Source organism: Aeromonas sp. OTU364 (genome assembly GCF_038440395.1).
Lineage (GTDB): Bacteria > Pseudomonadota > Gammaproteobacteria > Enterobacterales > Aeromonadaceae > Aeromonas.
The window spans coordinates 18,665-44,322 of sequence record NZ_JASATR010000001.1 but is presented as its reverse complement, the minus strand read 5'-3'; the positions used below and the strand labels follow the sequence as shown (position 1 = coordinate 44,322).

General features: G+C 64.3%; 19 protein-coding genes. 13 read left to right on the top strand and 6 right to left on the bottom strand.

Translation table 11 applies throughout. The features are described from left to right. The first annotated feature begins 107 nt into the window (after window positions 1–107). The 3 genes from AAHB08_RS00180 to AAHB08_RS00170 all read left to right on the top strand — a co-directional run bounded on the left by AAHB08_RS00180 (window position 108) and on the right by AAHB08_RS00170 (window position 4,161). Window positions 108–1,973: a beta-N-acetylhexosaminidase gene (locus tag AAHB08_RS00180; RefSeq protein WP_342057757.1), complete on the top strand. Its 1,866-nt coding sequence runs from the start codon at window positions 108–110 to the stop codon at window positions 1,971–1,973. Between the two features lie 200 nt (window positions 1,974–2,173). Further along, complete coding sequence (locus tag AAHB08_RS00175) at window positions 2,174–3,727, top strand: methyl-accepting chemotaxis protein (protein ID WP_342057756.1); 1,554 nt, start codon at window positions 2,174–2,176, stop codon at window positions 3,725–3,727. Between the two features lie 77 nt (window positions 3,728–3,804). After that, a complete protein-coding gene (locus AAHB08_RS00170; RefSeq protein WP_342057755.1) occupies window positions 3,805–4,161 on the top strand; it encodes an MGMT family protein in 357 nt (118 codons plus the stop codon). Window positions 4,162–4,181: 20 nt separating this feature from the next. Here the strand turns inward: AAHB08_RS00170 and AAHB08_RS00165 are convergent, their stop codons facing one another. Both AAHB08_RS00165 and topA read right to left on the bottom strand, forming a co-directional pair. Beyond that, window positions 4,182–4,352, bottom strand: coding sequence for a hypothetical protein (locus AAHB08_RS00165; protein WP_162852227.1), 171 nt, complete (start codon window positions 4,350–4,352; stop codon window positions 4,182–4,184). Window positions 4,353–4,466: 114 nt separating this feature from the next. Continuing rightward, window positions 4,467–7,088 carry a type I DNA topoisomerase gene (gene topA / locus AAHB08_RS00160; protein ID WP_342057754.1) on the bottom strand — a complete coding sequence of 874 codons (2,622 nt, stop codon included), beginning with the start codon at window positions 7,086–7,088 and terminating at the stop codon, window positions 4,467–4,469. A 360-nt stretch (window positions 7,089–7,448) separates the two neighbouring features. Here topA and astB point away from each other — a divergent pair, with 360 nt between their 5' ends. Continuing rightward, complete coding sequence (gene astB / locus AAHB08_RS00155; protein ID WP_202046423.1) at window positions 7,449–8,786, top strand: N-succinylarginine dihydrolase; 1,338 nt, start codon at window positions 7,449–7,451, stop codon at window positions 8,784–8,786. Window positions 8,787–9,016: 230 nt separating this feature from the next. Here the strand turns inward: astB and sohB are convergent, their stop codons facing one another. Then, window positions 9,017–10,024, bottom strand: a complete 1,008-nt coding sequence (gene sohB / locus AAHB08_RS00150; RefSeq protein ID WP_319912788.1) for a protease SohB — start codon at window positions 10,022–10,024, stop codon at window positions 9,017–9,019. 224 nt (window positions 10,025–10,248) lie between these two features. Here sohB and AAHB08_RS00145 point away from each other — a divergent pair, with 224 nt between their 5' ends. Continuing rightward, window positions 10,249–11,004, top strand: a complete 756-nt coding sequence (locus AAHB08_RS00145; RefSeq protein WP_139435573.1) for a YciK family oxidoreductase — start codon at window positions 10,249–10,251, stop codon at window positions 11,002–11,004. Between the two features lie 87 nt (window positions 11,005–11,091). Then, window positions 11,092–11,976 (top strand): LysR family transcriptional regulator, encoded by an 885-nt coding sequence (locus AAHB08_RS00140; protein WP_342057753.1) that lies wholly within the window; start codon window positions 11,092–11,094, stop codon window positions 11,974–11,976. 74 nt (window positions 11,977–12,050) lie between these two features. Here AAHB08_RS00140 and AAHB08_RS00135 read toward each other — a convergent pair whose 3' ends face one another. Continuing rightward, a complete protein-coding gene (locus tag AAHB08_RS00135) occupies window positions 12,051–13,223 on the bottom strand; it encodes an MFS transporter (protein WP_043128994.1) in 1,173 nt (390 codons plus the stop codon). A gap of 162 nt (window positions 13,224–13,385) precedes the next feature. Between AAHB08_RS00135 and AAHB08_RS00130 the strand changes: the two genes are divergently transcribed. Beyond that, a complete protein-coding gene (locus AAHB08_RS00130; protein ID WP_342057752.1) occupies window positions 13,386–14,528 on the top strand; it encodes a MalY/PatB family protein in 1,143 nt (380 codons plus the stop codon). Between the two features lie 122 nt (window positions 14,529–14,650). After that, a complete protein-coding gene (locus AAHB08_RS00125; RefSeq protein WP_342057751.1) occupies window positions 14,651–15,979 on the top strand; it encodes a TAXI family TRAP transporter solute-binding subunit in 1,329 nt (442 codons plus the stop codon). Window positions 15,980–16,057: 78 nt separating this feature from the next. On the opposite strand, the gene AAHB08_RS00120 is transcribed toward AAHB08_RS00125, so the two are convergent. Next, on the bottom strand, window positions 16,058–16,966 hold the full coding sequence (locus tag AAHB08_RS00120) for a LysR family transcriptional regulator (protein ID WP_202046428.1): 909 nt from the start codon (window positions 16,964–16,966) through the stop codon (window positions 16,058–16,060). A 169-nt stretch (window positions 16,967–17,135) separates the two neighbouring features. Here AAHB08_RS00120 and AAHB08_RS00115 point away from each other — a divergent pair, with 169 nt between their 5' ends. From AAHB08_RS00115 to ygjK, 3 genes are all read left to right on the top strand, one after another. Continuing rightward, entirely contained in the window at window positions 17,136–18,392 is a 1,257-nt protein-coding gene (locus AAHB08_RS00115; RefSeq protein ID WP_139435583.1) for an adenylosuccinate synthetase, read from the top strand. A gap of 171 nt (window positions 18,393–18,563) precedes the next feature. Then, complete coding sequence (locus tag AAHB08_RS00110; protein ID WP_429109440.1) at window positions 18,564–18,791, top strand: helix-turn-helix domain-containing protein; 228 nt, start codon at window positions 18,564–18,566, stop codon at window positions 18,789–18,791. A 184-nt stretch (window positions 18,792–18,975) separates the two neighbouring features. Next, a complete protein-coding gene (gene ygjK, locus AAHB08_RS00105; protein ID WP_342057750.1) occupies window positions 18,976–21,453 on the top strand; it encodes an alpha-glucosidase in 2,478 nt (825 codons plus the stop codon). A gap of 79 nt (window positions 21,454–21,532) precedes the next feature. Here ygjK and tyrS read toward each other — a convergent pair whose 3' ends face one another. Then, on the bottom strand, window positions 21,533–22,732 hold the full coding sequence (gene tyrS, locus AAHB08_RS00100) for a tyrosine--tRNA ligase (RefSeq protein WP_342057749.1): 1,200 nt from the start codon (window positions 22,730–22,732) through the stop codon (window positions 21,533–21,535). A 114-nt stretch (window positions 22,733–22,846) separates the two neighbouring features. Between tyrS and AAHB08_RS00095 the strand changes: the two genes are divergently transcribed. Together AAHB08_RS00095 and AAHB08_RS00090 are read left to right on the top strand one after the other, a co-directional pair. Beyond that, entirely contained in the window at window positions 22,847–24,166 is a 1,320-nt protein-coding gene (locus tag AAHB08_RS00095; protein WP_342057748.1) for a peptidoglycan DD-metalloendopeptidase family protein, read from the top strand. A gap of 197 nt (window positions 24,167–24,363) precedes the next feature. Beyond that, on the top strand, window positions 24,364–25,488 hold the full coding sequence (locus AAHB08_RS00090; protein ID WP_342057747.1) for an anhydro-N-acetylmuramic acid kinase: 1,125 nt from the start codon (window positions 24,364–24,366) through the stop codon (window positions 25,486–25,488). The last annotated feature ends 170 nt before the right edge of the window (window positions 25,489–25,658 follow it).

The following is a 25,658-nucleotide window of genomic DNA, read 5'->3' as shown; positions in this document are numbered from 1 at the left end:
CTGCGGGGGATGCCCATGTCAGCCCTGCGGCTCCCGGCCGGGGTTGACCAATACCACAAGGACGCTGTCTGGCTGTTCGTCCCCTTCACTCCATCAGAGGAATTTTCATGTCTGCACCCCTGATCCATACCCAGATCGACCGTCGCGACGGTGAAGACGTCTGGTTCCGCTTCACCCTGAGCCAGCTCCCGGCCAGCCCCTGGAAGCTGCACTTCTGCCTGACCCGCCAGATAGATCCCCAGTCGGTGGAGGGGGGCTCCCTGGCGCGCCAGAGCGGCAGCTACAAGGTACTGGTGCCCCATGAGGGGGTCAGCGAGCTGCGTTTTTGCTGCCGCAACACCCCCATCAAACGCTACTCCGATCTGCCCCAGGGCTTCTTCCTCAGCCTGACGGACCAAGGCGCCCAGGCCCAGCTGCAACCCGTGGTGCAGGCGGGCCAGGATCTCGGCCTGCCGCCGAGCCCGGCGGCGGCCCCCGATCTGCCCGAGGTGGAGCCCGCCAACGGCATAGTGCCCCAGCCGGCTCAGCTGCGGCTGCCGGAGGGCAACTTCCGCCTGGCCGAGCGGGCCCATGTCAGCGGCCCTGTCTCCCTCGCTCCCCTGCTGGCCCATTTCAACGAGCTGACGGGGCTGGCCCTGACTCAGGATCACGACGCCGAGATCCACCTGGTCGAGGCCCAGCTCCCGCCGGAGGCATACCAGCTCGTCATCACCCCCGAGGAGATCCGCATCCGAGCCGCCGGCGAGGCGGGCTGGCGCCACGGTCTGGTGACCCTGGCCCAGTGGGCCCTGCAACACGGGGAGAGCCTGCCCTGCCTCGAGGTGGAGGATGCACCGCGCTTCGGTTTTCGCGGCATCTTCCTCGACTGCGCCCGCCACTTCCACTCCATCGCCACCCTCAAGCGCCTGCTCAAGCAGATGAGCCTCTACAAGTTCAACCGCTTCCACTGGCACCTGACCGATGACGAGGGGTGGCGCCTCGAGATCAAGGCCTTCCCCCAGCTGACCGAGGTGGCGGCCTGGCGGGGACATGACCTGGCGGTCGGTCCCCAGCTCAGCGGCGGCCCCGAGCCCTATGGCGGTTACTACACCCAGAGCGAGGTGCGCGAACTGGTGGCCTACGGCGCCGGGCTCGGCATCACCATCATCCCGGAGATAGACATCCCGGGTCACTGCCACGCGGCCATCAAGGCGCTGCCCGAGCTGCTGCGGGAAGAGGCGGACCACTCCCGCTACCTCTCGGTGCAATATTTTGACGACAACGTGCTCAACCCTGCCCTGCCCGGCACCTATCGCTTCCTGGAGGCGGTGATCGACGAGGTGTGCGCGCTCTTCCCCGGCACTCAGGTGCACATGGGGGGGGACGAGGTACCGACCGGGGTCTGGACCGACAGCCCCGCCTGTCAGCAGTTGATGGCCGAGCAGGGCTACTCCGATTGCCGGGAGCTGCAGGGCCACCTGCTGCGCCACTGCCAGCAATACCTGGCGGCCAGGGGCAAGCAGATGCTGGGGTGGGAGGAGATACTGCACGGGGACAAGGTGAGCCGGGACGCCACCATCTTCGCCTGGACCAGCTTCCAGGCGGGGCTGGATGCCGCCTCCGCGGGCTACCCCGTGGTGATGGCCCCGGCCCAGTCTCTCTATCTGGATCTCGCCTGGAGCCCGGACATCCATGAACCCGGGCTCTACTGGGCGGGAACCCTCAATCTGGAGCAGGTCTACCGATGTGATCCTGCGCCGACCGATTTCCATGCCAACGATAACATCCTGGGGGTGCTGAGCCCCTTGTGGTCGGAACTGATCACTTCTCGCGATCGTCTCGACTACATGTTGTTCCCGCGCATGCTCGCCACGGCCGAGGTGGCCTGGAGCGACCCCGCCCGCAAGTCCTGGGATCACTTCGCCGCCCGTCTGCCCGGCCAGCTGCAGATCCTCGATCAGTTACAGGTGCGTTACCGGGTGCCACAGAGGTAGTGTTGTCTTTCTCTTTTTGGCGACCTTTTGGTCGCCATTTTTTTACCACCAAACAACAGAAATCCAACCTGGCCCCTACTTTTACTCCGCCTTTGTTGGCAAAATAAGGCCCCCGATGAGGCCGGGCAAGACGCACTGCGCCCGGGCCAGCATCCGGCTCAACCACAATAACAACCAGCAACGCATCGGAGCTTATCCCTATGGCCCGCAAACACGTCCAGATCCAGGACAGTGAAGTTGAGTTCCCCGCCGACGTGCAACTCGTCTCCACCACGGATCTGCGCGGCGTCATCACCTACGCCAACCCCGCCTTCTGCCGCATCGCTGGCTACCATGTCGATGAACTGGTCGGACACAACCACAACCTGGTGCGTCACCCCGACATGCCCAAGGCCGCCTTCGCCGACCTCTGGGATCGCCTCAAGGAGGGCAACCCCTGGCGCGGCATGGTCAAGAACCGCTGCAAGGATGGCCGCTATTACTGGGTCGACGCCTATGTGACCCCCATCTACGAGAACGGCAAGATAAGCGGCTACCAGTCGGTACGCTGCAAGCCGGAGCCCCAGCTCAAGCGGGTCGCCGCCCAGGCCTATCAGGCCCTGCTCAAGGCCGAACAGGGCGGCGCCAGCAAGCTGCCCTCCCTGCACGGTGCCAGACCCCTGCTGCTCGGCCTGCTGATGCTGGTGCTCTTTGGCTGGGCGGCCTTCTCCCAGGGGGCCCTGACGGTGCTGCTGATGCTGTTGCCCCTGCTGGCCGTCGCCGGCACTTACTGGCGTGAACTCATCTCGCTGCCACGTTACCTCAAGCGGCTCGGCCAGCAATATGACAGTCTGACCCGGCTGGTCTACTCGGGGGACGCCCCCGGCGCCATCGCCGATTTCCATCTCAAGATGCTGCAGGCCCGCATTCGTACCGTGCTGGGTCGGGTCAACGACGCCACCCATCCCCTGCAGACCCTGGCGACCGACCTGCAGGACTCTTCCCATCAAGCCTTCCTCGACATCAACGAGCAGGATGCCCAGACCCAGCAGATGGCCGCCGCCATGACCCAGATGGCCAGCACGGCCCACGAAATCGCGCGCAACATCCAGGACACCAACAGCCAGGTGACAGAGGCACGCAGCAGTTGCCAGCACACGGTGCAGCAGCTGGATCAGACCGAGCAGCAGATGGAGCTGCTGGCCAGGCAGGCGGAGCATGCCTTCCACTCCGCCGTCGAGCTGGCGAACGAATCCGAGCGGATCGGCAGCGTCATGGGCGAGATCCAGGGCATCGCCGAGCAGACCAACCTGCTGGCGCTGAACGCCGCCATCGAGGCGGCCCGGGCCGGTGAGCAGGGACGCGGCTTTGCGGTGGTGGCGGACGAGGTGCGCACCCTCTCCACCCGCACCCACAAGGCGACCGAGCAGATCCAGGGCAGCATTCGCCAGATCCAGCAGACCCTGGGCCGCTGGCAGGGGATGATGCAGGACAACCTGGCCCAGACCCGCGAGTGCGCCCTGATGACGCGCCAGGGCTCCGGCAACCTGCATCTGGTGCTGGGGGAGATAGATCAGGTGACCGAGTTCTCCACCCAGATAGCCGCCGCGGCCGAACAGCAGCAGGCGGTGGTGGAGGAGATCAGCCGCAACATCCACCAGATCTCCCAGTACTCCCGCGCCAACAGCCAGAAGATCCAGGCGGTGGACAACTCCAGCCAGGAGCTGCTCAAACGCGCCAGCGAGCTCAGGGGGCTGAGCCAGACCTTCGGCTGAGCCGGATCCCCTGTTGCCCCCCAGACCACGGAAGCGCCACAATGATGGCACTTTTGTTTCACGCCGAGTAACGCACCATGATGATGACCCCTCCCCCTTCCCCCTTGAACAAGGTGGCGCGCATCGAGGCTATCCTGGCCCTGATCCCGGTCGGCCGCGTGGTGAGCTACGGCCAGGTCGCCGATCTCGCGGGCCTGCCCGGGCGGGCACGGCTGGTGGGAAAAGTGTTGCGGGAGACGGACAAGACGCTGCCCTGGCATCGCGTGCTGGGCGCAGGCGGTACCATCTCCTTGCCCAAGGGCTCGGCGGGTTTTGATGAACAGGTAGGAAGATTGCAGGAAGAGGGGGTGCCAGTGATCAAGGGGCGGGTCAGGATGCGAGAGTGGCAGTGGCAGCCCGACCTCGCCGAGCTGCTCTTTCTGATCCCGTTCTAGCGCCTGTCAGGGCGCCGTCGCTAGTCGCTGGCAAGGGGGCCCAGGATGTCGTCGCAACGTACCTGCACCGGTATGGTCTCGTCTTCCCGCTGCAGCAATACCAGCAGACTCTGCCTGTCCACTTCCAGCACATAGGCCGTTCCTTCCCGCGTCAGGCAGGTCATGCCTGGCCGGATTTCATGTATCTCCATGACAACCTCCCTGTCTTGTGCTGCCATCCATGCAGCCCTCTCAGTATACCGCCATCTCCCAATAAAAAGGCCCCTGTACGGGGCCTCTTTCATCATGATGTGAGCAATGGCGCGTCAGGATTTCTTCGCCTTGGCCAGACTTTCCTGCCACTTTCCATTGTCGTAATGGGCGGTCCAGCCCGTTGCCTTGCCGTTGACCTCCGTCATCACGTACTGCTCCTTGCTCTTGCGGCTGAAGCGCACCACGGATGCGTTACCGTCAGGATCTGACGCCGGGGCGTCGGCCAGGTACTGATGCTTGGGCGACAACCGATCGCGGAAGCGCTTGAGCTCCTCAACCAGAGGCGCACGAGTCTCACGGGATTTCGGGAAGTTGCTGGCGGCGAGGAACAGACCGGCCGCCCCGTCACGGAGCACGAAGTGGGCGTCGGACTGGGTGCACTTGAGCTCGGGCAGCGGCACCGGATCTTCCTTCGGCGGCGCTATGTCACCGTTTTTCAGGATCTTGCGGGTGTTCTTGCAGGTCTCGTTGGTGCAACCCATGTACTTGCCGAAACGGCCGTTCTTGAGCTGCATCTCGGAGCCGCAGCGATCGCACTCGATGCTCGGCCCTTCATAGCCCTTGAGCTTGAACTGGCCCTGCTCGATTTCGTAACCGTCGCAGTCCGGGTTGCGACCACAGACGTGCAGCTTGCGGCTGTCGTCGATGATGTAGGCATCCATGGCGGTGCCGCAGACGCCGCAGCGGTGCTTGGCGCGCAGCGCCTCGGTCTCGGCCTCGTCCCCGTCGGTGGCGGAGACGAACTCGTCCGCACTGACCAGGTTGATGGTCTTCTTGCAGCGCTCTTTCGGCGGCAGGGCATAGCCGGAGCAGCCGAGGAAGACGCCTGTGGTGGCGGTGCGAATGCCCATCTTGCGGCCGCAGTCCGGGCAGTCGATGTCGGTCAGCACCATCTGGTTGGCGCGCATGCCCCCCTCTTCCGCTGGCTTGTCGGCCTGCTCCAGCTCCTGGGTAAACTCGGCGTAGAAGGCGTCCAGCACCTTCTTCCACTCCAGGCTGCCTTCGGCGATGCCATCGAGCTTGTCTTCCATCTTGGCGGTGAACTCGTAGTTCATCAGCTCGACGAAGTTCTCCACCAGACGATCGGTGACGATCTCCCCCATCTTCTCGGCGAAGAAGCGACGGCTCTCGACCCGCACATAGCCGCGATCGACGATGGTGGAGATGATGGAGGCGTAGGTGGACGGACGGCCGATGCCGCGCTTCTCCAGCTCGCGCACCAGGGCCGCTTCGGTGAAGCGGGCGGGCGGCTTGGTGAAGTGCTGACGGGGATCCAGCTTGACCAGTTTGAGGATCTCGCCGACGGTCACCGCCGGCAGCTGGTTGTCTTCTCCCTTGCGACCCATGGGCGGCAGGGCCTTGGTCCAACCGGCGAAGCGCAGGGTGCGACCGCGGGCCTTGAGCTCGAACTCGCCTGCCTTGACGGTCAGGGTGGAGGAGTCGTACTGGGCCGGGGTCATCTGGCACGCCACAAACTGGCGCCAGATGAGGTCATAGAGCCGCATGGCATCCGGCTCCATCCCTTCCAGCATCTCGGCAGTCACCTGCACGTTGGAGGGACGGATCGCCTCGTGGGCCTCCTGGGCGCCAGCCTTGGAACCATAGAGAGTCGGCTCGGCCGGCAGGTAGGCGGCGCCATACTGCTCGCCGATATATTCCCGCACCGCCTCGACCGCCTCTTTGCTGAGGTTGGTGGAGTCGGTACGCATATAGGTGATGTAACCCGCTTCATAGAGACGCTGGGCCATCATCATGGTCTTCTTGACCCCGAAGCTCAGCCGGGTGGAGGCCGCCTGCTGCAGGGTGGAGGTGATGAAGGGGGCGGACGGCTTGGAGCCGGTCGGCTTGTCTTCCCGGTTCACCACCTTGTAGTCGACCCCTTCGAGGGCGGCCACGGCGGCGAAGGTCTCGGCCTGGGTCACCGGCTTGAAGTCGGCGCCGTTGCGGCTGACCACTTCCATCCGCAGCTCGCTCTTCTCGGCGGTGAGCAGGTCGGCGTTGAGATCCCAGAACTCCACCGGCACGAAGGCCTTGATCTCGCGCTCTTTGTCGACGATGAGGCGCACCGCGACGGACTGCACCCGGCCGGCGGAGAGACCGCGGGCCAGCTTCTTCCAGAGCAGCGGGGAGACCATGTAGCCCACCACCCGGTCGAGGAAACGGCGGGCCTGCTGGGCGTTGACGCGGTGGATGTTCAGCTCGGACGGCTGGGCGAACGCTTCCTGGATCGCGGTCTTGGTGATCTCGTTGAACACCACCCGCTTGTAGCGGCTGTCGTCGCCGCCGATGATCTCCCGCAGGTGCCAGGCGATCGCTTCCCCTTCTCTATCCAAGTCGGTTGCGAGATAGATGGTGTCGGCCTTGGCGGCCAGACTTTGCAACTCGCTGACCACTTTTTCCTTGCCGGGCAAAATCTGGTAGTTGGCCTGCCAGCCTGCGGTCGGGTTGATCCCCATCCTGGAGAACAGGGCGTTGCGATCCTTGGCCGCCTTCTCGGATTCGCTGAGCTTGATGCCGCGAATGACAGGTTTTTTGGGCTCTGTGCTGGCGCTGCCGCTGGTCGGCAGATCGCGCACGTGACCGACGCTGGATTTCACCACGTAGTCCTTGCCCAAATATTTGTTGATGGTCTTGGCCTTGGCCGGAGACTCCACTATGACCAGTGATTTGCCCATGCTGTAACTATTATCCTCATTGCACCCGACGGGGTTGGCGTGCGGTTTTGTGGGGCTGTATAAGAGATTTGACGGGAAAAAGCAATCTTGTGAACAAATTTGCCATGCAGCCCGAACCGCCTTGCTTCTTTATTTATTAATGCGAAGGGGAGGCGCGGGAAGCAACCGCTTTTTTGTTTTTATGCTATATCCCCCCCTTTTTTAGATTGGAAATGACATATCCAGCCACCCCCGTCACATAAAAAACCATCTTGGTTATCAGCTTGTTACAAAGGATGAAATCTCTTTATAATGGCCGCACGCCGCAGCTTTGTGCGCGGAAGGAACCGCTCCCCATATAAAAATCGAAAGGATGTAGTCATGAAGCACTTCGAGGTCAACTTCGACGGCCTGGTCGGCCCCACCCACAACTATGCCGGTCTCTCCTATGGCAACGTGGCGTCCCAAAGCAACGCCAAGGAGGCGTCCAATCCGAAGGAGGCCGCCAAGCAGGGGCTGCGCAAGATGAAGGCGCTGACCGAGCTCGGCATGACGCAAGGGGTGCTGGCGCCACAGGAGCGGCCGGATCTCGCCACCCTGCGCCGCCTCGGCTTCACCGGCAACGATGCCAGCGTCCTGGCCCAGGCCGCGAAACAGGCCCCCGCCGTGCTGGCCGCCTGTTACTCCGCCTCCAGCATGTGGACCGCCAACGCCGCCACCGTCTCGCCGAGCGCCGACACCCAGGATGGCCGCATCCATTTCACCCCCGCCAACCTGACCAACAAGTTCCACCGCTCCCTGGAGCCCGAAGTGACCGGTCGCATCCTGCGCGCCGTGTTCAACAACGACCGTCACTTCAGCCACCACCAGCACCTGCCGGAGAACGACCACTTCGGTGACGAGGGGGCAGCCAACCACACCCGGCTGTGCCGCGCCTATGGCGAGGCCGGGGTCGAGCTGTTCGTCTATGGCCGCAGCGCCTTCGACGTCTCCCAGCCGGCTCCCAAGCGCTACCCGGCCCGCCAGACCCTGGAGGCGAGCCAGGCCATCGCCCGCCTGCACGGCCTGGGGGAAGAGAGCGCCGTCTTTATCCAGCAGAACCCGGACGTGATCGATCAGGGGGTGTTCCACAACGACGTGATCGCGGTGGGCAACCAGAACGTGCTCTTCTTCCACCAGCAGGCCTTCCTCAACACCGCCTCGGCCCTGGCCGAGGTGCGCACCAAGTTCGGCGAGGGGGAGCTGCACTTCATCGAGGTGCCGACTGCCGAGGTGTCGGTGCAGGATGCGGTGAAATCCTATCTGTTCAACACCCAGATCCTGACCCTGCCCTCCGGCGAGATGGCGATCATCGCCCCCACCGAGTGCCGTGACAATCCGGCGGTATCCGCTTATCTGGCCAGGCTGGTGACCCTGGGCACCCCCATCAAGGGGGTACATTTCATGGACGTGAAGCAGAGCATGCGCAACGGCGGCGGCCCCGCCTGCCTGCGCCTGCGGGTCGCCATGAACGACGCCGAGCTCGCGGCGGTCAACCCGGCCTGCCTCATCAACGACAGCCAGTTTGCCCGTCTGGACAACTGGGTCGAGCGTCACTACCGCGACAGCCTGTCGCTGGACGATCTGCGCGATCCGGCCCTGGTGCTGGAGACCCGTACCGCTCTGGACGAGCTGACCCAGATCCTCAAACTCGGCTCCGTCTACCCCTTCCAGCGCTGAGCACAGGCTCGCAGCGAAGCCGCGACATCAGCATAAACAGAGAGCCGGGCAATGCCCGGCTCTCTTGTTAGTCCTTTGCACTGAGCTATAAAACCTGTTCACGAGCTGTAGCGAGAGATCGTCAGCAAGGTGAAGAGCAGCACAGGAACCGGAGTGTGTAGATACACATGAGGATTCCGAGCAGCACATGAGCCTTGATCACGACCTCGCAGTAAGCTCGAAACAGGTTCTCAGCGCCAGGGGCTCTGCTGCCACAGGCGACCGAGGGCGCCTTCCAGCGCCTGGGCCCCCTGCTGACCCAGCCGCTGGGTCAGGCTTTTGGGCTTGCGGTAGCTGATGCCGACCACCTTGTGGTGGCTGGCCTGGGCCAGCAGGTAGTCATCGCTGGTACAGAGTGCATCCACCAGACCGAGCTGCTTGGCCTGGCTCGCCAGCCAGTGCTCCCCCGTGGTGACCTTGTCGATGTCGAGGCCGGGTCTGTGCTCGGCCACAAACCCCTTGAAGCGCTCGTGGATAGCCCCCAGCTCCTCGCGAAACTTCTCCCGCCCCAGATCGTCGTTCTCGCCGAACATGGTGATGGTGCGCTTGTACTGGCCGGCGGTGTGCATCTCGAACTCGATGTCATGCTTTTTCAGGAGTTTGTTGAAGTTCGGCAACTGGGCTATCACCCCGATGGAGCCGACGATGGCGAAGGGCGCCGCCAGTATCTTGTCCGCCACGCAGGCCATCATGTAGCCGCCGCTCGCCGCCACCTTGTCGATGGCCACCGTCAGCGTGATGTCCTTGTCCCGCAGACGCTGCAACTGGGAGGCTGCCAGACCATAGCCGTGCACCACGCCGCCGCCGGACTCGAGGCGCAGCAGCACCTCGTCCCCTGGCCGGGCGACCCCAATCACGGCGCTCACCTCTTCCCGCAGGGAGGCCACCTCCCTGGCGTCCATGCTGCCGTGGAAATCGAGCACAAAGAGCCGGCTGCGCTCGTCCTCTGTCTTGGCGCGCGCCTTCTCCTCGGCCTTGCGCGCCTTGTCCATCTGCTTGCGCTCGGCCTTGCCTGCCAGGGCCGATTGCAGCTGATGACGCCCCTGATCCAGCTCCCGGGAGAGATCGGTCACCACCAGCTCCCCCTTGCGGGCCCTGGGCTGACGGCTGCTCACCACCATCAGGACGACGGCGCCTATGGCCAGCAGTAAGGTGAGGGTCTTGGCCAGAAACAGGCCGTATTCGGTCAAAAATGCCACTTGATGCTCCGCGCTATGTTCGGTTTTTTCACATAGTAAGGAGTTTGGCTGCATGGTGCAAAAACTCTGCCATGGGCCAGGGGCAGGCAGCGCCAATTCAGGCTAGCGCCCTGTTTTCTTCACATTTTTGCCGTCTCATACTGGTCAACGGCAGGGCCGGATCAGTACACTTGCCTCCTCTATTGTCGCGCCCATCCGTCACGGATTTGTTAACAGGAGTGCACATGCTCGATTATCAGGCCCCCCGGGATCTGCTCAAGGACAAGGTCATTCTGGTAACGGGTGCCGGTGACGGCATCGGCCGCGAAGCGGCGCTCACCTATGCGGCCCACGGCGCTACCGTGGTGCTGCTCGGGCGCACCAGCGCCAAGCTCGAGGCGGTCTACGACCAGATAGAGGCGGCCGGTCACCCCCTGCCCGCCATAGTTCCTGTGGACCTGAAAGGGGCCACCGCCGCTCACTACCGCGGCATGGCCGAGACCTTCGCCCAGCAGTTCGGCCGCCTCGACGGCGTGCTGTTCAATGCCGGCCTGCTCGGCACCCTCTCCCCCTTCGAGCACATCCAGGAGAAGGAGTGGGACGAGGTGATGCAGGTCAACGTCAAATCCGAATTCCTGCTGACCCAGGCCCTGCTGCCCCTCATTCGCCAGACCGCCAAGGAGCACGGCGAGGCCTCCATCGTCTACACCTCCTCCAGCGTGGGGCGAAAAGGGCGCGCCTACTGGGGCACCTATGCCATCTCCAAGTTCGCCGTCGAGGGCATGATGGAAGTGCTGGCGGACGAGCTGGAGAATACCGGGGTGCGGGTCAACACCCTGAACCCGGGCGGCACCCGCACCAGGATGCGGGCCAGCGCCTTCCCGGCGGAAGATCCCCAGTTGCTGAAGACCCCGGCCGATCTGATGCCGCTCTATCTCTATCTGATGGGGCCGGACAGCCGGGGCAAGACAGGCCAGACCTTCGTGGCCCAGCCCAAATAAATCAACAAACTAACCAGATGGGGTTAAAGTGAAGAGGGGTGCCAGTCGCGCCCTGTTGAATCCCATCGGCCCCTGACAGGTTGCACTATGTTTCGTCCCAAGAGCACGTTTGAGCAATGGCGGATCTTCCAGGCCGTGGTGGACTGTGGCGGTTACGCCCAGGCCGCAGAGGCGCTGAACAAGAGCCAATCCTCCCTCAATCATGCGGTCGCCAAGCTGCAACAGAGCCTGGGGCTTGCCCTGCTGGAGGTGAGGGGGCGCAAGGCGGTGCTGACACCGGCGGGGGAGATCTTCCTCAAGCGGGCTCGTCAGCTCAGCCAGCAGGTGGAAGAGCTGGAGAACCTGGCCAACAACCTGGAGCGCCAGTGGGAGCCGCAGATCAACCTCTATGTCTCCGCGCTGCAGCCCAGAGACCGGCTCTACCGGGCGCTGGCCCACTTCCATCCCCGCAGCCGGGGTTGCCGCATCAATCTGCACGAGCGGATCCATTGCCACTTCAATGCGCTCCAGGTGGGGGATCTGATGCTCTCCGAGCACCTGCCCCACGACCGCACCGGCCTGCCGCTGGACGAGGTCTGCCTGCTGCCGCTGTGCGCGGCCGGGCATCCCCTCGCCGGGCAGGAGGAGCCCATCACGGCGGAGCTGCTCGCCAGCCATAACCAGATAAGCCTGCACCCGCCCATCCACCGCTCGGTGGACTGGAACGATGCGGACGACACCGGCTGGAAGGCGACCCACTATCACGAGGTGCTCAGCATGGTGCACCTCGGCCTCGGCTACGCCTGGGTACCTGGCCACCTGGTGCGGGAGGAGCTCGCCAGCGGCGCCCTGGTGCAGCTCGATCTGGCCGGCGGCAGCGAGCGCTACCTCTACACCTACCTGCTTACCCCCTCCACCGATGCCCTGGGCCCGGCGGCCGAGCTGCTGCTGCGCTGCCTGCGCAACGAATACCAGGACGACAACGGCAAGTAATGCTCCGCCGGCCACCGCGGCCGGCCTCTTCTTACCCCGCCGGCGTCAATGCCGCTGTGTCCGCCAGGGGCGCCTCACACATTGGGCACCCGCCAGCAGGCGGCCAGCGCAGCCAGCGCCAATGCGGTGGCCACCATGAAGACCCCGTGAAAACTCCAGATCTCCGCCACTGTCCCCGCGATGGCACCCGCCATGATGGAGCCGGTGCGGATGCTGTTGGCAAACAACGTGGTCGCCACCCCGGCCCGACCCGGCATCAGATCCTGGAAATAGGACATGCCGATGCCGGCGACGATGCCGATGAAGATGGCGTTGAGCAATTGCAGCGCGATGAGGGCTCCCTGGCTCGACAGCGTCACCAGGCCGGCGTAGAAACCGACCCCGGCCAGCACCGCCAGCAGCATCATGGGCCGCTTGCCAAAGCGCCGGGTGTAGTAACCTGCCAGCAGCATGAAGGGGATCTCCAGGGCCGCCGCCGTGCCCATCAGGATGCCGGCCAGCTTCTCCTCCAGCCCCAGCTCGCGGGTGATGTAGAGCGGCATGTTGATGAGGTACATGCTGTTGCAGGTCCACATCAGGGTGGAGGCGATGAAGAGCGCCCGCACCGAAGGATCTCGCCAGCTGCTGACCCGCTCCCCCCCGCCCTGGCTGCTCGGCAGCGGCAGGGAGGGCAACCAGCGCCAGACCACCAGGGCGCAGATCAGATAGGCCAGGGCGGAAGCCAGATACATCACCTCGAAGCCGTAGCCGATGGCGAGCGCGAAGGCGGCCGGTGGCCCGATGACCCAGGCCAGGGAGAACTGGGCCCGCAGCACAGAGCTGAACATGTCCGCCCGCTTGTTGCGGCTGTCGGCGTATTCCCGCGCCAGGGCAAACAGCTGGGGGCTGGCGGTGGCGGTCAGGCTCGCCAGCACCACCCCCAGGCTCACCAGCAGCCAGTATTGCCGGTTCCAGGCAAACAGCAGGGAGAGCACTATGCCGGCAAGGCAGCAGCGCAGGATCAGCTGCTTGCGATCCCCCCCGTTGTCGGAGCGATGGCCGAGCCACTGGCTGATGAGGATGCCGATCACCGCGTTGACGGTGTAGAAGAGCCCCACCAGGAAGGGGCGCACCTGTACCTCTTCGGCCAGAAACAGGCTCAAGGTGGGCACCTGGAGTGCCACCGCCACCCCGGTCATGAAGGTCACGGCGAGGAAAGAGAGAGAGACGGGATCCGGCCTCTTGCGGGCAGCACTCAGCAAACTCATAGAGATACCATTGATATGGAAGAGAAAAGGAAGCCAGAAGCCGGCGGATGTACAGCATGACGGCGATTATTTTATGCGATTATCAACAGCCACCTCAAGGCTTGCGAGGCCACGTCCAAGTCCGTACATTGGTAAACCCTCTGGCCAGTACAAGGATTTCACATGTTTGATTTTGATCGGGAGATAGATCGCAGCGGCACCATGAGCCTGAAGTGGGATAAGTACAAGGGTCAGGATGTCGTGCCCATGTGGGTGGCCGACACCGATTTCGCCTCGCCCCCCGCCGTCATCGAGGCCCTCACCGCACGGGTGGCCCACGGCGTCTTCGGCTATTCCCGCCCCTCCCCCCGGCTGATCGAACTCATCATCACCCGTCTGCAGCAGCGCTATGGTTGGACCATATCCCCGGAGTGGTTGGTCTTCCTGCCGGGAGTGGTGCCCGGTCTGAACCTCGCCTGCAAGGCCTGGAGCCAGCACGGCCGTGGCATCATCACCCCCAAGCCGGTCTATTACCCCTTCCTGCAGGCGCCGGGCTTCAACGATCGCCCCCTGCTGACCGTCCCCATGATGGAGGAGGCCGGACGCTGGGTGCTGGATCTGGAAGAGCTGGAGCGCCAGGCTCCCTCCGCCGACCTGCTGCTGCTGTGCAACCCGCAGAATCCGGGGGGCACCGTCTTCACCCGCGAGGAGCTGCTCGCCATCGACGCCATCGCCGAGCGCCACAATCTGGTGGTCTGCTCGGACGAGATCCACTGCGATCTGCTGCTGGACAAGGATGCCCGCCACATTCCCTACGGTGCTCTGAGCCCGTCGGCCGCCGAGCGCTCTGCGGTCATGATGGCGCCGAGCAAGACCTTCAACATCGCCGGCCTGTGCTGCTCCTTTGCCGTGATCCCCAACGCCCGCCTGCGGCTCAAGCTGCAACAGGCGATGCGCGGCATCAGTGCCGACGTCAACCTGCTGGGCTTCGTCGCCGCCGAGGCGGCCTACGAGGGCGGCGAGCAGTGGCTCAGCGAACAGCTCGACTATCTGAGGGCCAACCTGACGCTGATCGAGCAGGCGGTGGCCCGCTGGCCCGGCGTCAAGCTGGCAAAGAATCAGGCGACCTATCTCGCCTGGATCGATGTGAGCGCCCTCGGGCTGGATGATCCCGTCGCCTTCTTCGAACAGGCGGGGGTCGGTCTCTCCCCGGGCGCCCAGTTTGGCGACGGCCAGTTCGTGCGCCTCAACTTTGGCTGCACCCGGGCTCGCCTCACCCAAGCCTTGGCGCGCATGGAGAAGGCCATTCTCCAGCGCACGATCTGACATGGAGTCCCCTTGACGGGAATGGTGAAAGCCATTCAGGTTCACATCTGATATAGATAAGATGTGACACATGACGGGATGAGCCTGCCTCATCCTTTTTTCAGCCATTGTTCCGGTTCACTATGCACCCACGAGCCCTGCGTCACCTGCCGCGCCTGTCACTTGCCGCCCTGCCCTGGCTGGCGGCCATGCTGGCACAGCCCCTCTCGGCCACCCCCGCCTATGTCACCATAGGCACGGGGGCGCTCAACGGCGTCTACTACCCCACGGGGGGCGCCATCTGCCGTCTGCTCAACGACGACAGCAGCAACCACGGGCTGCACTGCACCGTGCAGAGCACCTCGGGCTCCATCGCCAACCTGGCCGCGCTGGCCAAGGGCGACATCCAGCTGGCGCTGGTGCAGTCGGATGTCCTGTACCATGCGGCCCACGGCAGCGGCCCCTTCGCGGGCCAGAGCCCGAACGCGCAGCTGCGCAGCCTGCTGCGGCTCCACAAGGAGTCCCTGACCCTGCTCGCCAGCGCCACCAGCAACATCACCACCCTGGCGGACATCGAAGGCAAGCGGGTCGATCTCGGCGCCCCCAACTCCGGGGACAAGGTCACCAGCCGGGCACTGCTCGACGCCATGGGCTGGCAGGAGAGCCAGTTCGCCGTGCCCCCCGTCGCCTCGGCAGGCAACCGGCTGGAGGGGCTCTGCAACGGCACCCTGGATGCCGCCTTCCTGGTCGCCGGCCACCCCAACCAGGGAATAGGCGATCTGACCGGTCGCTGCCAGGCCCGCCTCATTCCCATCGAGGGGGAGCAGGTCGACAAGCTGCTCAATCAGTATCCCTACTATGAGCGCAGCCGCATCGGCGCCAACCTCTACCCGGGGCAGACCAGCTCCGTCGCCACCTTTGCGGTGACCGCCGAGCTGGTGGCCGAGGCCAGCCTGCCTGAAGATCAGGTGCGCACCCTGCGCGACGTGCTGAGCCGCAATCTCAAGCAGTTTACTCGTCTGCACCCGGCGCTCACCACGCTCACCCCCGAATCCATGCAGGCGGGAGACATACTCCCGCTCCACCCCGGCATGCTGGATGCCGCGCCGACCCTGTTGCCCGATGCTCCCTCCGGGGCCGAGGCCACCTCGGGAGCGCTCCCCACGGCGCCGTCCGCCCCCACCAGTGCGGCCACCCCGCTGGAAGGGGCTGAGGTGCTGCCGGAGCAACCCGCCGGCGCCACCCTGCCGGCCAGTTCGGATGCGGTGACGACCGAACAAGCTCCGGCGCTGACCACGCTGCCGACGCCGACAGAGGCAAGGTCGGCGCAGGGCAGCGAGCCGGACGCGGCCGGGGTCACCCCCCCCTCGGCGGCAAAGGGCACAGCGCAAGCACCGACCGAGGCACCCGCACCGGGCAGCCCAAGCGGTGCCTCGCCGCTCACCGGCGAGACGCCCGCCCCCGCCCAATGACGGGGAGAGCACAGTGCAAGAGGCCACCCCAGGGTGGCCTCTTGTCATCCGGATGTGCGCCGACGAGCGGCGCCGGGCCTATCCCTTGGGGAGCGGCAGCGAGTCCGGGCGCAGGATCTCCTCCTCCACCCAGTGCAGCAACTGCTTGATGGCCCGCGACAGCACCTGGTTCTGGCGCACCACATACCCCAGGCTGGTGCCGGGGAAGTCGGTGAGCCGGGTCACCGGGGCAGTGAGCTTGAGCCGCGGGTGGAGGGAGAAGTCCGGCACTATGGCGACGCCAAAGCCCGCCTCCGCCCAGTCGAGCTGGGCATCCACGCTGCCCACCTCCATGATGCGGCAGCTCGGCAGCCCGAGCAGGGGCAAGGAGGGGTCGATCAGTGCCCGGGTGCGGGTGTCGTGCCCCAGCAGGATCAGGGTGGGCTCGTCGAGGGGATCGCTCTCCCCGGCCTTGGCACGGGCCTGCCAGCGGGTGAGCCCCTGCCCCAGCGCGCACCAGGTCACCTGCTGCAATTCGGTGTAGAAGAGCGGCTCGCTGCGCTTTTGCGCCATCACGAAGCCGAGATCCGCCTTGCCCGCCCTGACCAGATCCGCCGCCTGATCCGAGGTGGTGTTGAACAGGGTGAGATCGATGCCGGGAAAGGCCTGCTTGAAGCGCTGGAACGGCTGGATCAGCAGCAGCCGCGAGATGATGTCGCTGGCGGCGATGGCGAGCGTCCCCTGGCTCAGCTGGCTGAGGGCGTTGAGATCGGACTGGCAGAGCTGCAACTCGTTGATGGCGCGCTCGGCGCTTTGCAGCAATCGCTCCCCCGCCTGGGTCAGCCGAAACGGGCTGCGTTCAATCAGCTTGACCCGGGTGGCCTGCTCCAGGTTCTTGAGGTGCAGGCTGACGTTGGGCTGGGTCATGTGCAGTTCGGTGGCGGTCTGGCCGAAGTGCTGCAGGCGGGCCAGGGTGACGAAGGTATTTAACCAGTGAATATCCAACATGAGGTAACTCTCACCCACGGCCGGCGCGGGGTGGCGCGTCATGGCGGGGCTTTGCCGATAAATTGGTCACAATTATATGACTTACTTATCGGAATTATAAAGATAATTAATTTTTCTAATCCGCACAGGGCTCCTAGGATGGACGCCTAACGTCTTAGGAGAAAGAGTCATGTCGTCTATCGTAGTCGTAGGTGCTAACTGGGGTGATGAAGGCAAAGGCCGCATCGTCGATTATCTGGCAGGCCAGTCCGCCGCCAGCATCCGTTTCCAGGGCGGCAACAACGCCGGCCACACCGTGGTCAACGATCTTGGCACCTTCAAGCTGCACCAGCTGCCAAGCGGCGTCTTCAACCCGGATTGCCTGGTCGTGCTCGGCCCTGGCATGGTCATCAGCCCGGAGCCGCTGACCAAGGAACTGGCCGAAGTGAAGGCCGCCGGCGTGACTCCCAAACTCGCCATCTCTGACAGAGCCACCTTCTGCCTGCCGATCCACGCCCTGGAAGACACCCTGGAAGAAGTCCGTCTGGGTGATGGCGCCTATGGCTCCACCCGTCAGGGCATTGCCCCGGCTTACGGTGATCGGGTCATGAAAAAGGCGATCCTGGTGGGCTGGCTGAAACAGCCGGACGTGCTGGTCGAGCGCATCCAGTTCTTCCTCGACTGGAAACTGCCGCAGCTCAAGGCCCTCTACCCCAGCTTCGAATTCAAGCAGACCGCCCAGGAGATGGCCGACTGGCTGCTGGAAGTGTCCGCCCCCTGGATCGACGCCGTCTGCAACGTCAGCGAGCCGCTCAAGGCCATCCAGGCCCAGAACGGCACCCTGCTGTTCGAAGCCCAGCTGGGCGCCGGCCGTGACCTCATCTACGGTGAGTACCCCTGGGTGACCTCCTCCCACGTCTCCGGCGCCTACGCCGGCATCGGTGGCGGCCTGCCGGCCCTGCGCCCCGAGCGCGTGATTGCCGTGGCCAAGGCGTTCAGTACCTCTGTGGGTACCGGCACCCTGATCACCGCCATGGAGAACCAGGAAGAGTTCCGCAAGTTCGCCAACGAGTTCGGTGCCACCACCGGCCGTCCCCGTGACATCGGTTACTTCGATGCGGTCGCCACCAAGCAGGGTCTGGAGATCCAGGCCGCCAACGAGATCGCCCTGACCAAGCTGGACTGCCTCTCCGGCATGCCGGATCTGAAGATCTGCGTGGCCTACGAAGGTGCCAACACCGAGAACCCGATCTGGCCGCAAACCGCCGGTCTGAAGCCGGTGTACGAGTCCATGGAAGCCTGGAGCGAAGACATCTCCCACATCCGCAAGTTCGAAGACTTGCCCAAGGCTGCCCAGCACTATGTGCTGCGCATCGAAGCCCTGCTGGGTGTGCCGGTTCCCATGGTCTCCGTCGGCCCGGGCCGCGAGCAGATGATACTGCGCTAAGCCGCCTCGCGGCTGTCAGCAAGATGTCAAAACCGGCCTCATGGGGCCGGTTTTTTTATGGCCGGTCCGCTCCCCGCCGAGTGGCTGACTGACGCCCAGGCCACGCCGCAGAGGAAGCCGCGCCTTGAGATAAGCCGGGCGCTGACATTCTGCTTCGAGCGGGTTTGCTCCATGACCAGCCGCACGCTGAGTCAGACCACCCAAACCCAGGTGCGCATGAGCCACGCCCTCACCCTGCTGCAACAGGGACTGAACCCGCTGGAGGCGGCCCTCGCCTGCGGTTACGACTCCCCCAGCCGCTTCGCCGCCCGCTTCACGCAGGCGTTCGGCCTGACCCCCTACCAATATCTGCGCACCTGCCCCGCAACTGTCCCGCAACGCCAAGTAAATAGTTACTAAAAACAACTCCTATGTAACCTCATGTAACCCGGTGATCCCGATCACACAGCTCCCCGCCCGTACTGTGACGCAGCGCCAACCTTTCCGCTTTCTTTCCCCTAGAATGGCCATGAAAACGTTTTTACTAAAATAAACACAAAAAAAGCACCTTCCTTAACCTACAAAATCGTCATTGGAGCGAGATATGTTTCGTAAAAGTTTACTTTCCGTCGCCCTGGGTGTCGCCCTGTTTGGCCTGGCCGCCTGCAACGGCAATGACTCGAATGCCCCGACCCCGCCCGGCGCCACCCTGGCGAACCAGTACAGGAACGTGATCGATCGCACCGGCACCCCGCTCCAGTTCCGTGACTTTGACAGCTACTCCAACCTCAAATACAACCCCCTGCTCGATCTCGGGGCCTGGCACGGCTTCCTGCTGCCCAAAAGCGACACCGAGTGGGGGGGCTTCACCGGCCCCATGGTGATCGCCGAAGAGTACAGCCTCTTCTTCGCCAGCGAGCTGGACAGGCTGACCCTGAGCGATGAGAGCGGCCGTCAGTACCCGCTCACCAGCGCCAGCAAGCATGAGATCTACGCCATCCCCGGCGCCCTGGTGCAGCGCTTCGAGTTCGCGCCCTTCACCCTGGAGCTGGAGCTGCGCTACGGCGATGCCCGCACGGCGCTTGTCCGCACCCGTCTGGTGAACAATCAGGATGCGCCCCTCACCCTGACCCTCAACTGGCAGGGGGAGCTGCTCCAGCAGTGGGATGCCAACAAGACGGTCGCCGAGCAGTATCCCGACTGGAGCCGCACCATCAGCCAGAGCGAGCAGGGGATCGCCTTCCAGTTCGGCAAGCTGCGCAGCACCTGGAACATCATGCAAAGCGGCAGCGCCAGCTATCGCATCGACCGCACCCTGCCAAGCCGCACCACCCTGGACGAGAAGGGGCTCGGCTATGTGAGCGAGGCCAGCCTCACCCTGGCCGCCAAGGGTCAGCAGGATATCTACACCCTGCAGAGCTATGTTCACAACAGCGAGGAGGCCGATCGCTATCAGCAGAGCCGCCAGGCGCTGCTGGCCGACCCGGCCGACGCCTTCGAGGCCTCCATCCGCCGCTGGGAGGGCTACCTCGAGCGCGGCCTCTCCAACCAGGGCATCCCTGAGTCGGAGCGCCGCATCGCGGTCAAGGCGATGGAGACCCTCAACGGCAACTGGCGCTCGCCGGCTGGCGCCATCCTTCACGACGGCGTCACCCCCTCCAACACCGCCCGCTGGTTCGATGGCGTCTGGGCCTGGGACAGCTGGAAGCACGCCTACGCCATGGCCCACTTCAACCCCGAGGTGGCCAAGAACAACGTGCGCGCCATGTATGACTACCAGGTTCAGCCGGACGATCCGGTGCGGCCGCAGGACGCCGGCATGGTGATCGACGCCGTCTTCTACAACAAGCTCGCCGATCGCGGTGGCGACGGCGGCAACTGGAACGAGCGCGACACCAAGCCGCCCCTCTCCGCCTGGGCCATCTGGGAGATCTACAGCGCCACCAAGGATAAGGCCTTCATCGCCGAGATGTATCCGAAGATCCAGGCCTATCACGACTGGTGGTATCGGGCGCGGGACAACAACCGCAACGGCATCATCGAATATGGCGCCACCCGCCACGTCGAGCACAACGACGAGTTCGGCAACATCACCTTCAAGGTACGATATGAGAGTAGCCTGCCCGCCGGGCTGGATCTCACCCGCTGTACCGACGAGGGAGACGGCTGGTACGGCTGCGCCGGCATGCCGCTCTACCAGCAGGTGCTGAGCACAGGCGGTTACGACGAGATGGACATAGGTGCCCAGCACGGCGCTGGCTGGGAGTCCGGCATGGACAACGCCGCCCGCTTCGGCTTTATCGAGCAAGACCAGTTACAACGCTACGCCGACAAGGCCTATGGCGGCGACATCGACAAAGCCCGCCAGGACTGGAACGTCGCCTTCTTCGAGAACCATGAAGGCAGCGGTGAGCTGATCGGTTTCTCCATCGATCAGGAGTCGGTGGAGCTCAACGCCTTCCTCGCCAAGGAGAAGCGCATCCTGGCCGACATGGCCGAGCTGCTCGGCAAGCCGGACGAGGCGAGCCGCTATCGCGAAGGGGCCAGCCTTCTGGCCGGCTACATCAACAGCTGCCTGTTCGATGAGGCCTCCGGCTTCTATTACGACCGCCAGATTGCCCAGGGGGATCTGCCCGACGGCAACGGCTGCGTCGGCAAGCTGTTGACCGCCCGCGGCCGCGGCCCGGAAGGGTGGAGCCCGCTCTGGGCCGAGGTGGCGGACAAGGAGAAGGCGGCGCGGGTACGCGAGGTGATGCTCAATGCCCGGGAGTTCAACACCAAGGTGCCGCTCGGCACCGCGGCGCTGACCAACCCGGCCTACGACCCCGACATCTACTGGCGCGGCCGGGTCTGGCTGGATCAGTTCTACTTCGGGGTGAAGGGGCTGGAGAACTACGGCTATCGCGACGACGCCCAGCAGCTGGTCAACAAGCTGTTTGCCAACGCCGAGGGGCTGGCGGGCAGCGGCCCCATCCGCGAGAACTACAACCCGGAGACCGGCGCCATGCAGGGGGCCAGCAACTTCAGCTGGAGCTCGGCCCACCTCTATATGCTCTATCGCAACTTCCTGAAGCAGGAGTGACACTGCCGGGTGCCCAGCCCAAAACAGAAAGGCCTCCGCAAGGGAGGCCTTTCTTATGGCGGCGCCAGGGGCTGGCGACTTACTTGACGGTCACCCGGGCAAACTTGCGCTTGCCGACCTGATAGACGGCGGTGCCGGCGCCGACCAGCGCCTTGCCATCCTCCAGCTTGTCGCCATCACGCTTGACCGCGCCCTGCTTGATCATCCGCAGCGCCTCGGAGGTGGTCTCCACCAGACCGGCGTCTTTGAGCAGGTTGGCAATCGCCAGCCCTTCCCCTTCCAGGGCTAGTTCGACCTCCGGCATCTCGTCCGGGATGGCGTTCTTGGAGAAGCGCTGGGTGAAGTCTTCGTGGGCCGCTTCGGCCGCCGCTTCGTCGTGGTAGCGGGTGATGATCTCCTTGGCCAGCCAGATCTTCACGTCGCGCGGGTTCAGGGTACCGGCTTCGATGCCGGCTTTGAAACCTTCGATGTCCGCCAGCGGGCGGGAGGAGAGCAGCTCGTAGTAGTTCCACATCAGGGTGTCGGTGATGGACATGATCTTGCCGAACATCTCCCCCGGGGCATCGTGCACGCCTATGTAGTTGGCGGCGGACTTGGACATCTTCTTGACGCCGTCCAGACCCACCAGGAGCGGCATCATCAGCACGCACTGGGCGGCCATGCCGGCATCTTTTTGCAGCTCGCGGCCCATCAGCAGGTTGAACTTCTGATCGGTACCACCGAGCTCCACGTCCGCCTTCAGCGCAACCGAGTCATAGCCTTGCAGCAGCGGATAGAGGAATTCGTGAATGGCGATGGACTGGCCGCCGCTGTAGCGCTTCTTGAAGTCGTCGCGCTCCATCATGCGGGCCACGGTCTGCTTGGCCGCCAGCTTGATCATGCCGGTCGCGCCGAGCTCGCCGAGCCAGCTGGAGTTGTACTCGATGCGGGTCTTGGCGGGATCCAGGATCTTGAACGCCTGCTCCGCATAGGTGAGGGCGTTGTGCTTGATGGCCTCTTCGGAGAGCGGCGGGCGAGTGCTGTTCTTGCCGGAGGGATCCCCCACCATGGCGGTGAAGTCGCCGATCAGCAGGATGATCTCGTGGCCCAGATCCTGGAAGGTCTTCAGCTTGTTGAGGATCACGGTATGACCCAGGTGAATGTCCGGAGCCGTCGGGTCCATCCCCAGCTTGATGCGCAGCGGGCGCCCTTCCTTCAACTTGGCGATAAGTTCTTCTTCAACCAGAATTTCTTCCGCTCCGCGCTTGATCTCGGCTAGCGCCACCTCGAGCTGGGACATTTTTTGACTCTCCAATCACGATTCCACAGGGCCAGACATATTACTGGAATGGCAGGCCAATTGGAAAGGCGGTAAACTCCGACCTTCTTCTGGGTTCAACTTCGTCAGCTTCTCATGGTCATTTGGCACGCCTTCAACTCTCTTCCTACCTGGCACCGCAAGATGGTGCTTATTCTGAGCATCCTGGTGATGATGCTGGCGGCCTGGCCAAGCGAACAGGCGGTCGCCACCCGGGTCGATGACAACGGCAACGAGCTTGCCCTGCGCCAGCCCGCCGACGCGGCCGCCGCGACCGATGAACTCGAGGCCGCGCAGCCCCTCACCCCGCCCAAGCCGCGCTACATCACCAAGCAGGTGAAGGTGCGCCGGGGCGACAACATGGGGGTCATCTTCCAGCGCATCGGGCTCAATACCACGGATCTGCACCTCATCGATCAGCTCGACGGCAGCGATCCCCTGCGCATGCTGCAGCCGGGGCAGGAGCTCACCTTCAAGCTCACCGAACAGGGCGAGCTGCACAGCCTCTATTACCCCCACAGCCTGGAGCAGGCGCTCAAGGTGAGCCGCAAGGACGACGGCTTCGTCGCCAGGCCGGTGCGCCTCGAGCTCGACACCCGCGAGCAGGTGGCGAAGGGGGAGATCCGATCCAGCTTCTGGGGCGCCGCCAGCGAGGCGGGCATGACGGAGGATCAGATCATGGATCTCGCCGCCATCTTCGGCTGGGACATCGATTTTGCCCAGGACCTGCAGCCGGGGGACAGCTTTCGGGTGGTCTACGAAGACAAGTATCAGGATGACGAGCGGGTGGCCTCCGGCGACATCCTGGCCGCCGAGTTCATCAACCAGGGGGCCATCTATCGCGCCGTGCTGAACCAGGATGGCAACTACTACACCCCGGAAGGCAAGGCGATGCGCAAGAGCTTCCTGCGCGCCCCGGTCAACTTCAAATACATCAGCTCCAACTTCAACCCGCGTCGCCTGCACCCGGTCACCGGCAAGGTGCGCCCCCACAACGGCATCGACTACGTGGCCCCCGTGGGCACCCCCATCATGGCGGCGGGCTCAGGCAGCGTGGTGGCCGCCGGTTACAACCAGTTCAACGGCAACTATGTCTTCATCAAGCACGCCGGCAACTACGTGACCAAGTACCTGCACCTCTCCAAGCGCACCGTGAACAAGGGGCAGCGGGTGAAACAGGGGCAGACCATAGGCCTCTTGGGAGGCACGGGCCGGGTCACAGGCCCGCACCTGCACTATGAATTCGTGGTGGGCGGCGTGCACAAGAACCCGCGCACCCTCACCCTGCCCCAGGCCGAGACCCTCACCGGGCGGGCGCTGGCCAGCTTCAAGGCCGAGGCCAGACCGCAACTGGCCAAGCTCGACAGTAACGAGCTGCAGCTGGCCCAGAACAAGCGGGACAGCAACGGCAGCTAAGGCCAGAGGGGCTGGCGGGATAATGCCCCGCCAGCCCTTTTTATTCAGCCCACTCTTGGCAACCAGATTGAGGAGAGCTCATGGCTGAGCGTTATATCGGATTAAGGTCGGGCACCAGAATATGGCATGGCATTGAGGCCATGACCCTATTCCCCAATCTCCTGCTCTCTATCACGACCCGCAATTGAGGAGACACCATGGCTGAGCGCTATATCGGATTGATGTCGGGTACCAGCATGGATGGCATCGATGCCGTGCTGGTCACTCTGGATGGGGAAACCCTGCGGGTGGAGGAGGCACTGTGCCATCCCTGGCCAGAGGCAACGGCCCGCGAGCTGCACGCCCTCTGCACCCCGGGCGACAACGAAATCGACCGCATGGGGGTGGCCGACAATCGCGTGGCGCAGGAATTTGCCGCCGCCACCCTGGCGCTGCTTGCCAAGGCAGGGCTTGAGCCCAAGGATATCCGCGCCATCGGCAGCCACGGCCAGACAGTGCGCCACCGTCCCGCCCTCGGCTTTACTCTGCAGATCGGCAATGCGGCCCTCTTGGCTGCCTTGACCGGCATCGACGTCATCGCCGATTTTCGCACCCTGGACATGGCCCTCGGCGGTCAGGGGGCGCCCCTGGTACCCGCCTTCCATCAGGCGATTTTTGCCAAACCCCATGCCCTGCGGGTGGTGCTGAACCTCGGCGGCATCGCCAACATCTCTGTGCTGCCGGGCCAGGCCGACGGGGGCTCTGGTTCAGGGGGATATGGCTTCGATACCGGCCCCGCCAACACCCTGCTCGATGGCTGGTATCGCCGCCATCAGCCCGACGGCGGCAGCTATGACGCCGGTGGCCAGTGGGCGGCCAGCGGCCAGCTTGTTCCCGAACTGCTCGATAAACTGCTGGCTCACCCCTACTTCGCCGCCCCCGCCCCCAAGAGCACGGGGCGGGAGATGTTCACCCTGGAGTGGCTAGACCACGAGCTGGCAGGCACGGCATACGCCCCGGTGGATGTACAGCGCACCCTGCAGGCGCTGACCTGCCACAGCATAGCCCGCCAGCTGCCTGCGGTGGATGAGACGCAAACCAGGCCAGAGCTGTTCGTCTGCGGCGGCGGCGCCCACAATGGCCCCCTGCTGGGGGAACTCGCCGCCCTGCTGCCCCGCTGGCGCCTTGCCAGCACGGCCGAGCTGGGGCTCGCCCCCGACTGGGTGGAAGGAGCCGCGTTTGCCTGGCTGGCACAGCGCTTCGTGACGCGCCAGCCCGGCAACCTGCCCGCCGTCACCGGCGCCAGCCGACCGGCGGTGCTGGGCGCACTCTACCCCGCCTGAGCGGGCAACCTGCACACACGAACAGAGAGGGCGGCATATGCCGCCCTCTCTGTCATTGTCCGGCTCTGCCGGCAGACGTTATCGACCTTGTTCATTCCCCCTCTATTTTCCGCTCTATTTCCCGCTGCAATTTCATTGCATAAATCTGGAGGTCATATGCAGCCCGTATT

Excerpts from the sequence above, each read along its gene's own strand:
- AAHB08_RS00090 (WP_342057747.1), top strand. The coding sequence starts at position 24,364 with ATGGCTGAGCGCTATATCGGATTGATGTCGGGTACCAGCATGGATGGC.
- AAHB08_RS00180 (WP_342057757.1), top strand. The coding sequence starts at position 108 with ATGTCTGCACCCCTGATCCATACCCAGATCGACCGTCGCGACGGTGAA.
- AAHB08_RS00175 (WP_342057756.1), top strand. The coding sequence starts at position 2,174 with ATGGCCCGCAAACACGTCCAGATCCAGGACAGTGAAGTTGAGTTCCCC.
- tyrS (WP_342057749.1), bottom strand. The coding sequence starts at position 22,732 with ATGTCCCAGCTCGAGGTGGCGCTAGCCGAGATCAAGCGCGGAGCGGAA.
- AAHB08_RS00125 (WP_342057751.1), top strand. The coding sequence starts at position 14,651 with ATGCACCCACGAGCCCTGCGTCACCTGCCGCGCCTGTCACTTGCCGCC.
- topA (WP_342057754.1), bottom strand. The coding sequence starts at position 7,088 with ATGGGCAAATCACTGGTCATAGTGGAGTCTCCGGCCAAGGCCAAGACC.
- AAHB08_RS00110 (WP_429109440.1), top strand. The coding sequence starts at position 18,564 with ATGACCAGCCGCACGCTGAGTCAGACCACCCAAACCCAGGTGCGCATG.
- astB (WP_202046423.1), top strand. The coding sequence starts at position 7,449 with ATGAAGCACTTCGAGGTCAACTTCGACGGCCTGGTCGGCCCCACCCAC.
- AAHB08_RS00165 (WP_162852227.1), bottom strand. The coding sequence starts at position 4,352 with ATGGAGATACATGAAATCCGGCCAGGCATGACCTGCCTGACGCGGGAA.
- AAHB08_RS00145 (WP_139435573.1), top strand. The coding sequence starts at position 10,249 with ATGCTCGATTATCAGGCCCCCCGGGATCTGCTCAAGGACAAGGTCATT.
- AAHB08_RS00170 (WP_342057755.1), top strand. The coding sequence starts at position 3,805 with ATGATGATGACCCCTCCCCCTTCCCCCTTGAACAAGGTGGCGCGCATC.
- AAHB08_RS00140 (WP_342057753.1), top strand. The coding sequence starts at position 11,092 with ATGTTTCGTCCCAAGAGCACGTTTGAGCAATGGCGGATCTTCCAGGCC.
- AAHB08_RS00120 (WP_202046428.1), bottom strand. The coding sequence starts at position 16,966 with ATGTTGGATATTCACTGGTTAAATACCTTCGTCACCCTGGCCCGCCTG.
- ygjK (WP_342057750.1), top strand. The coding sequence starts at position 18,976 with ATGTTTCGTAAAAGTTTACTTTCCGTCGCCCTGGGTGTCGCCCTGTTT.
- AAHB08_RS00095 (WP_342057748.1), top strand. The coding sequence starts at position 22,847 with ATGGTCATTTGGCACGCCTTCAACTCTCTTCCTACCTGGCACCGCAAG.
- AAHB08_RS00115 (WP_139435583.1), top strand. The coding sequence starts at position 17,136 with ATGTCGTCTATCGTAGTCGTAGGTGCTAACTGGGGTGATGAAGGCAAA.
- AAHB08_RS00130 (WP_342057752.1), top strand. The coding sequence starts at position 13,386 with ATGTTTGATTTTGATCGGGAGATAGATCGCAGCGGCACCATGAGCCTG.
- AAHB08_RS00135 (WP_043128994.1), bottom strand. The coding sequence starts at position 13,223 with ATGAGTTTGCTGAGTGCTGCCCGCAAGAGGCCGGATCCCGTCTCTCTC.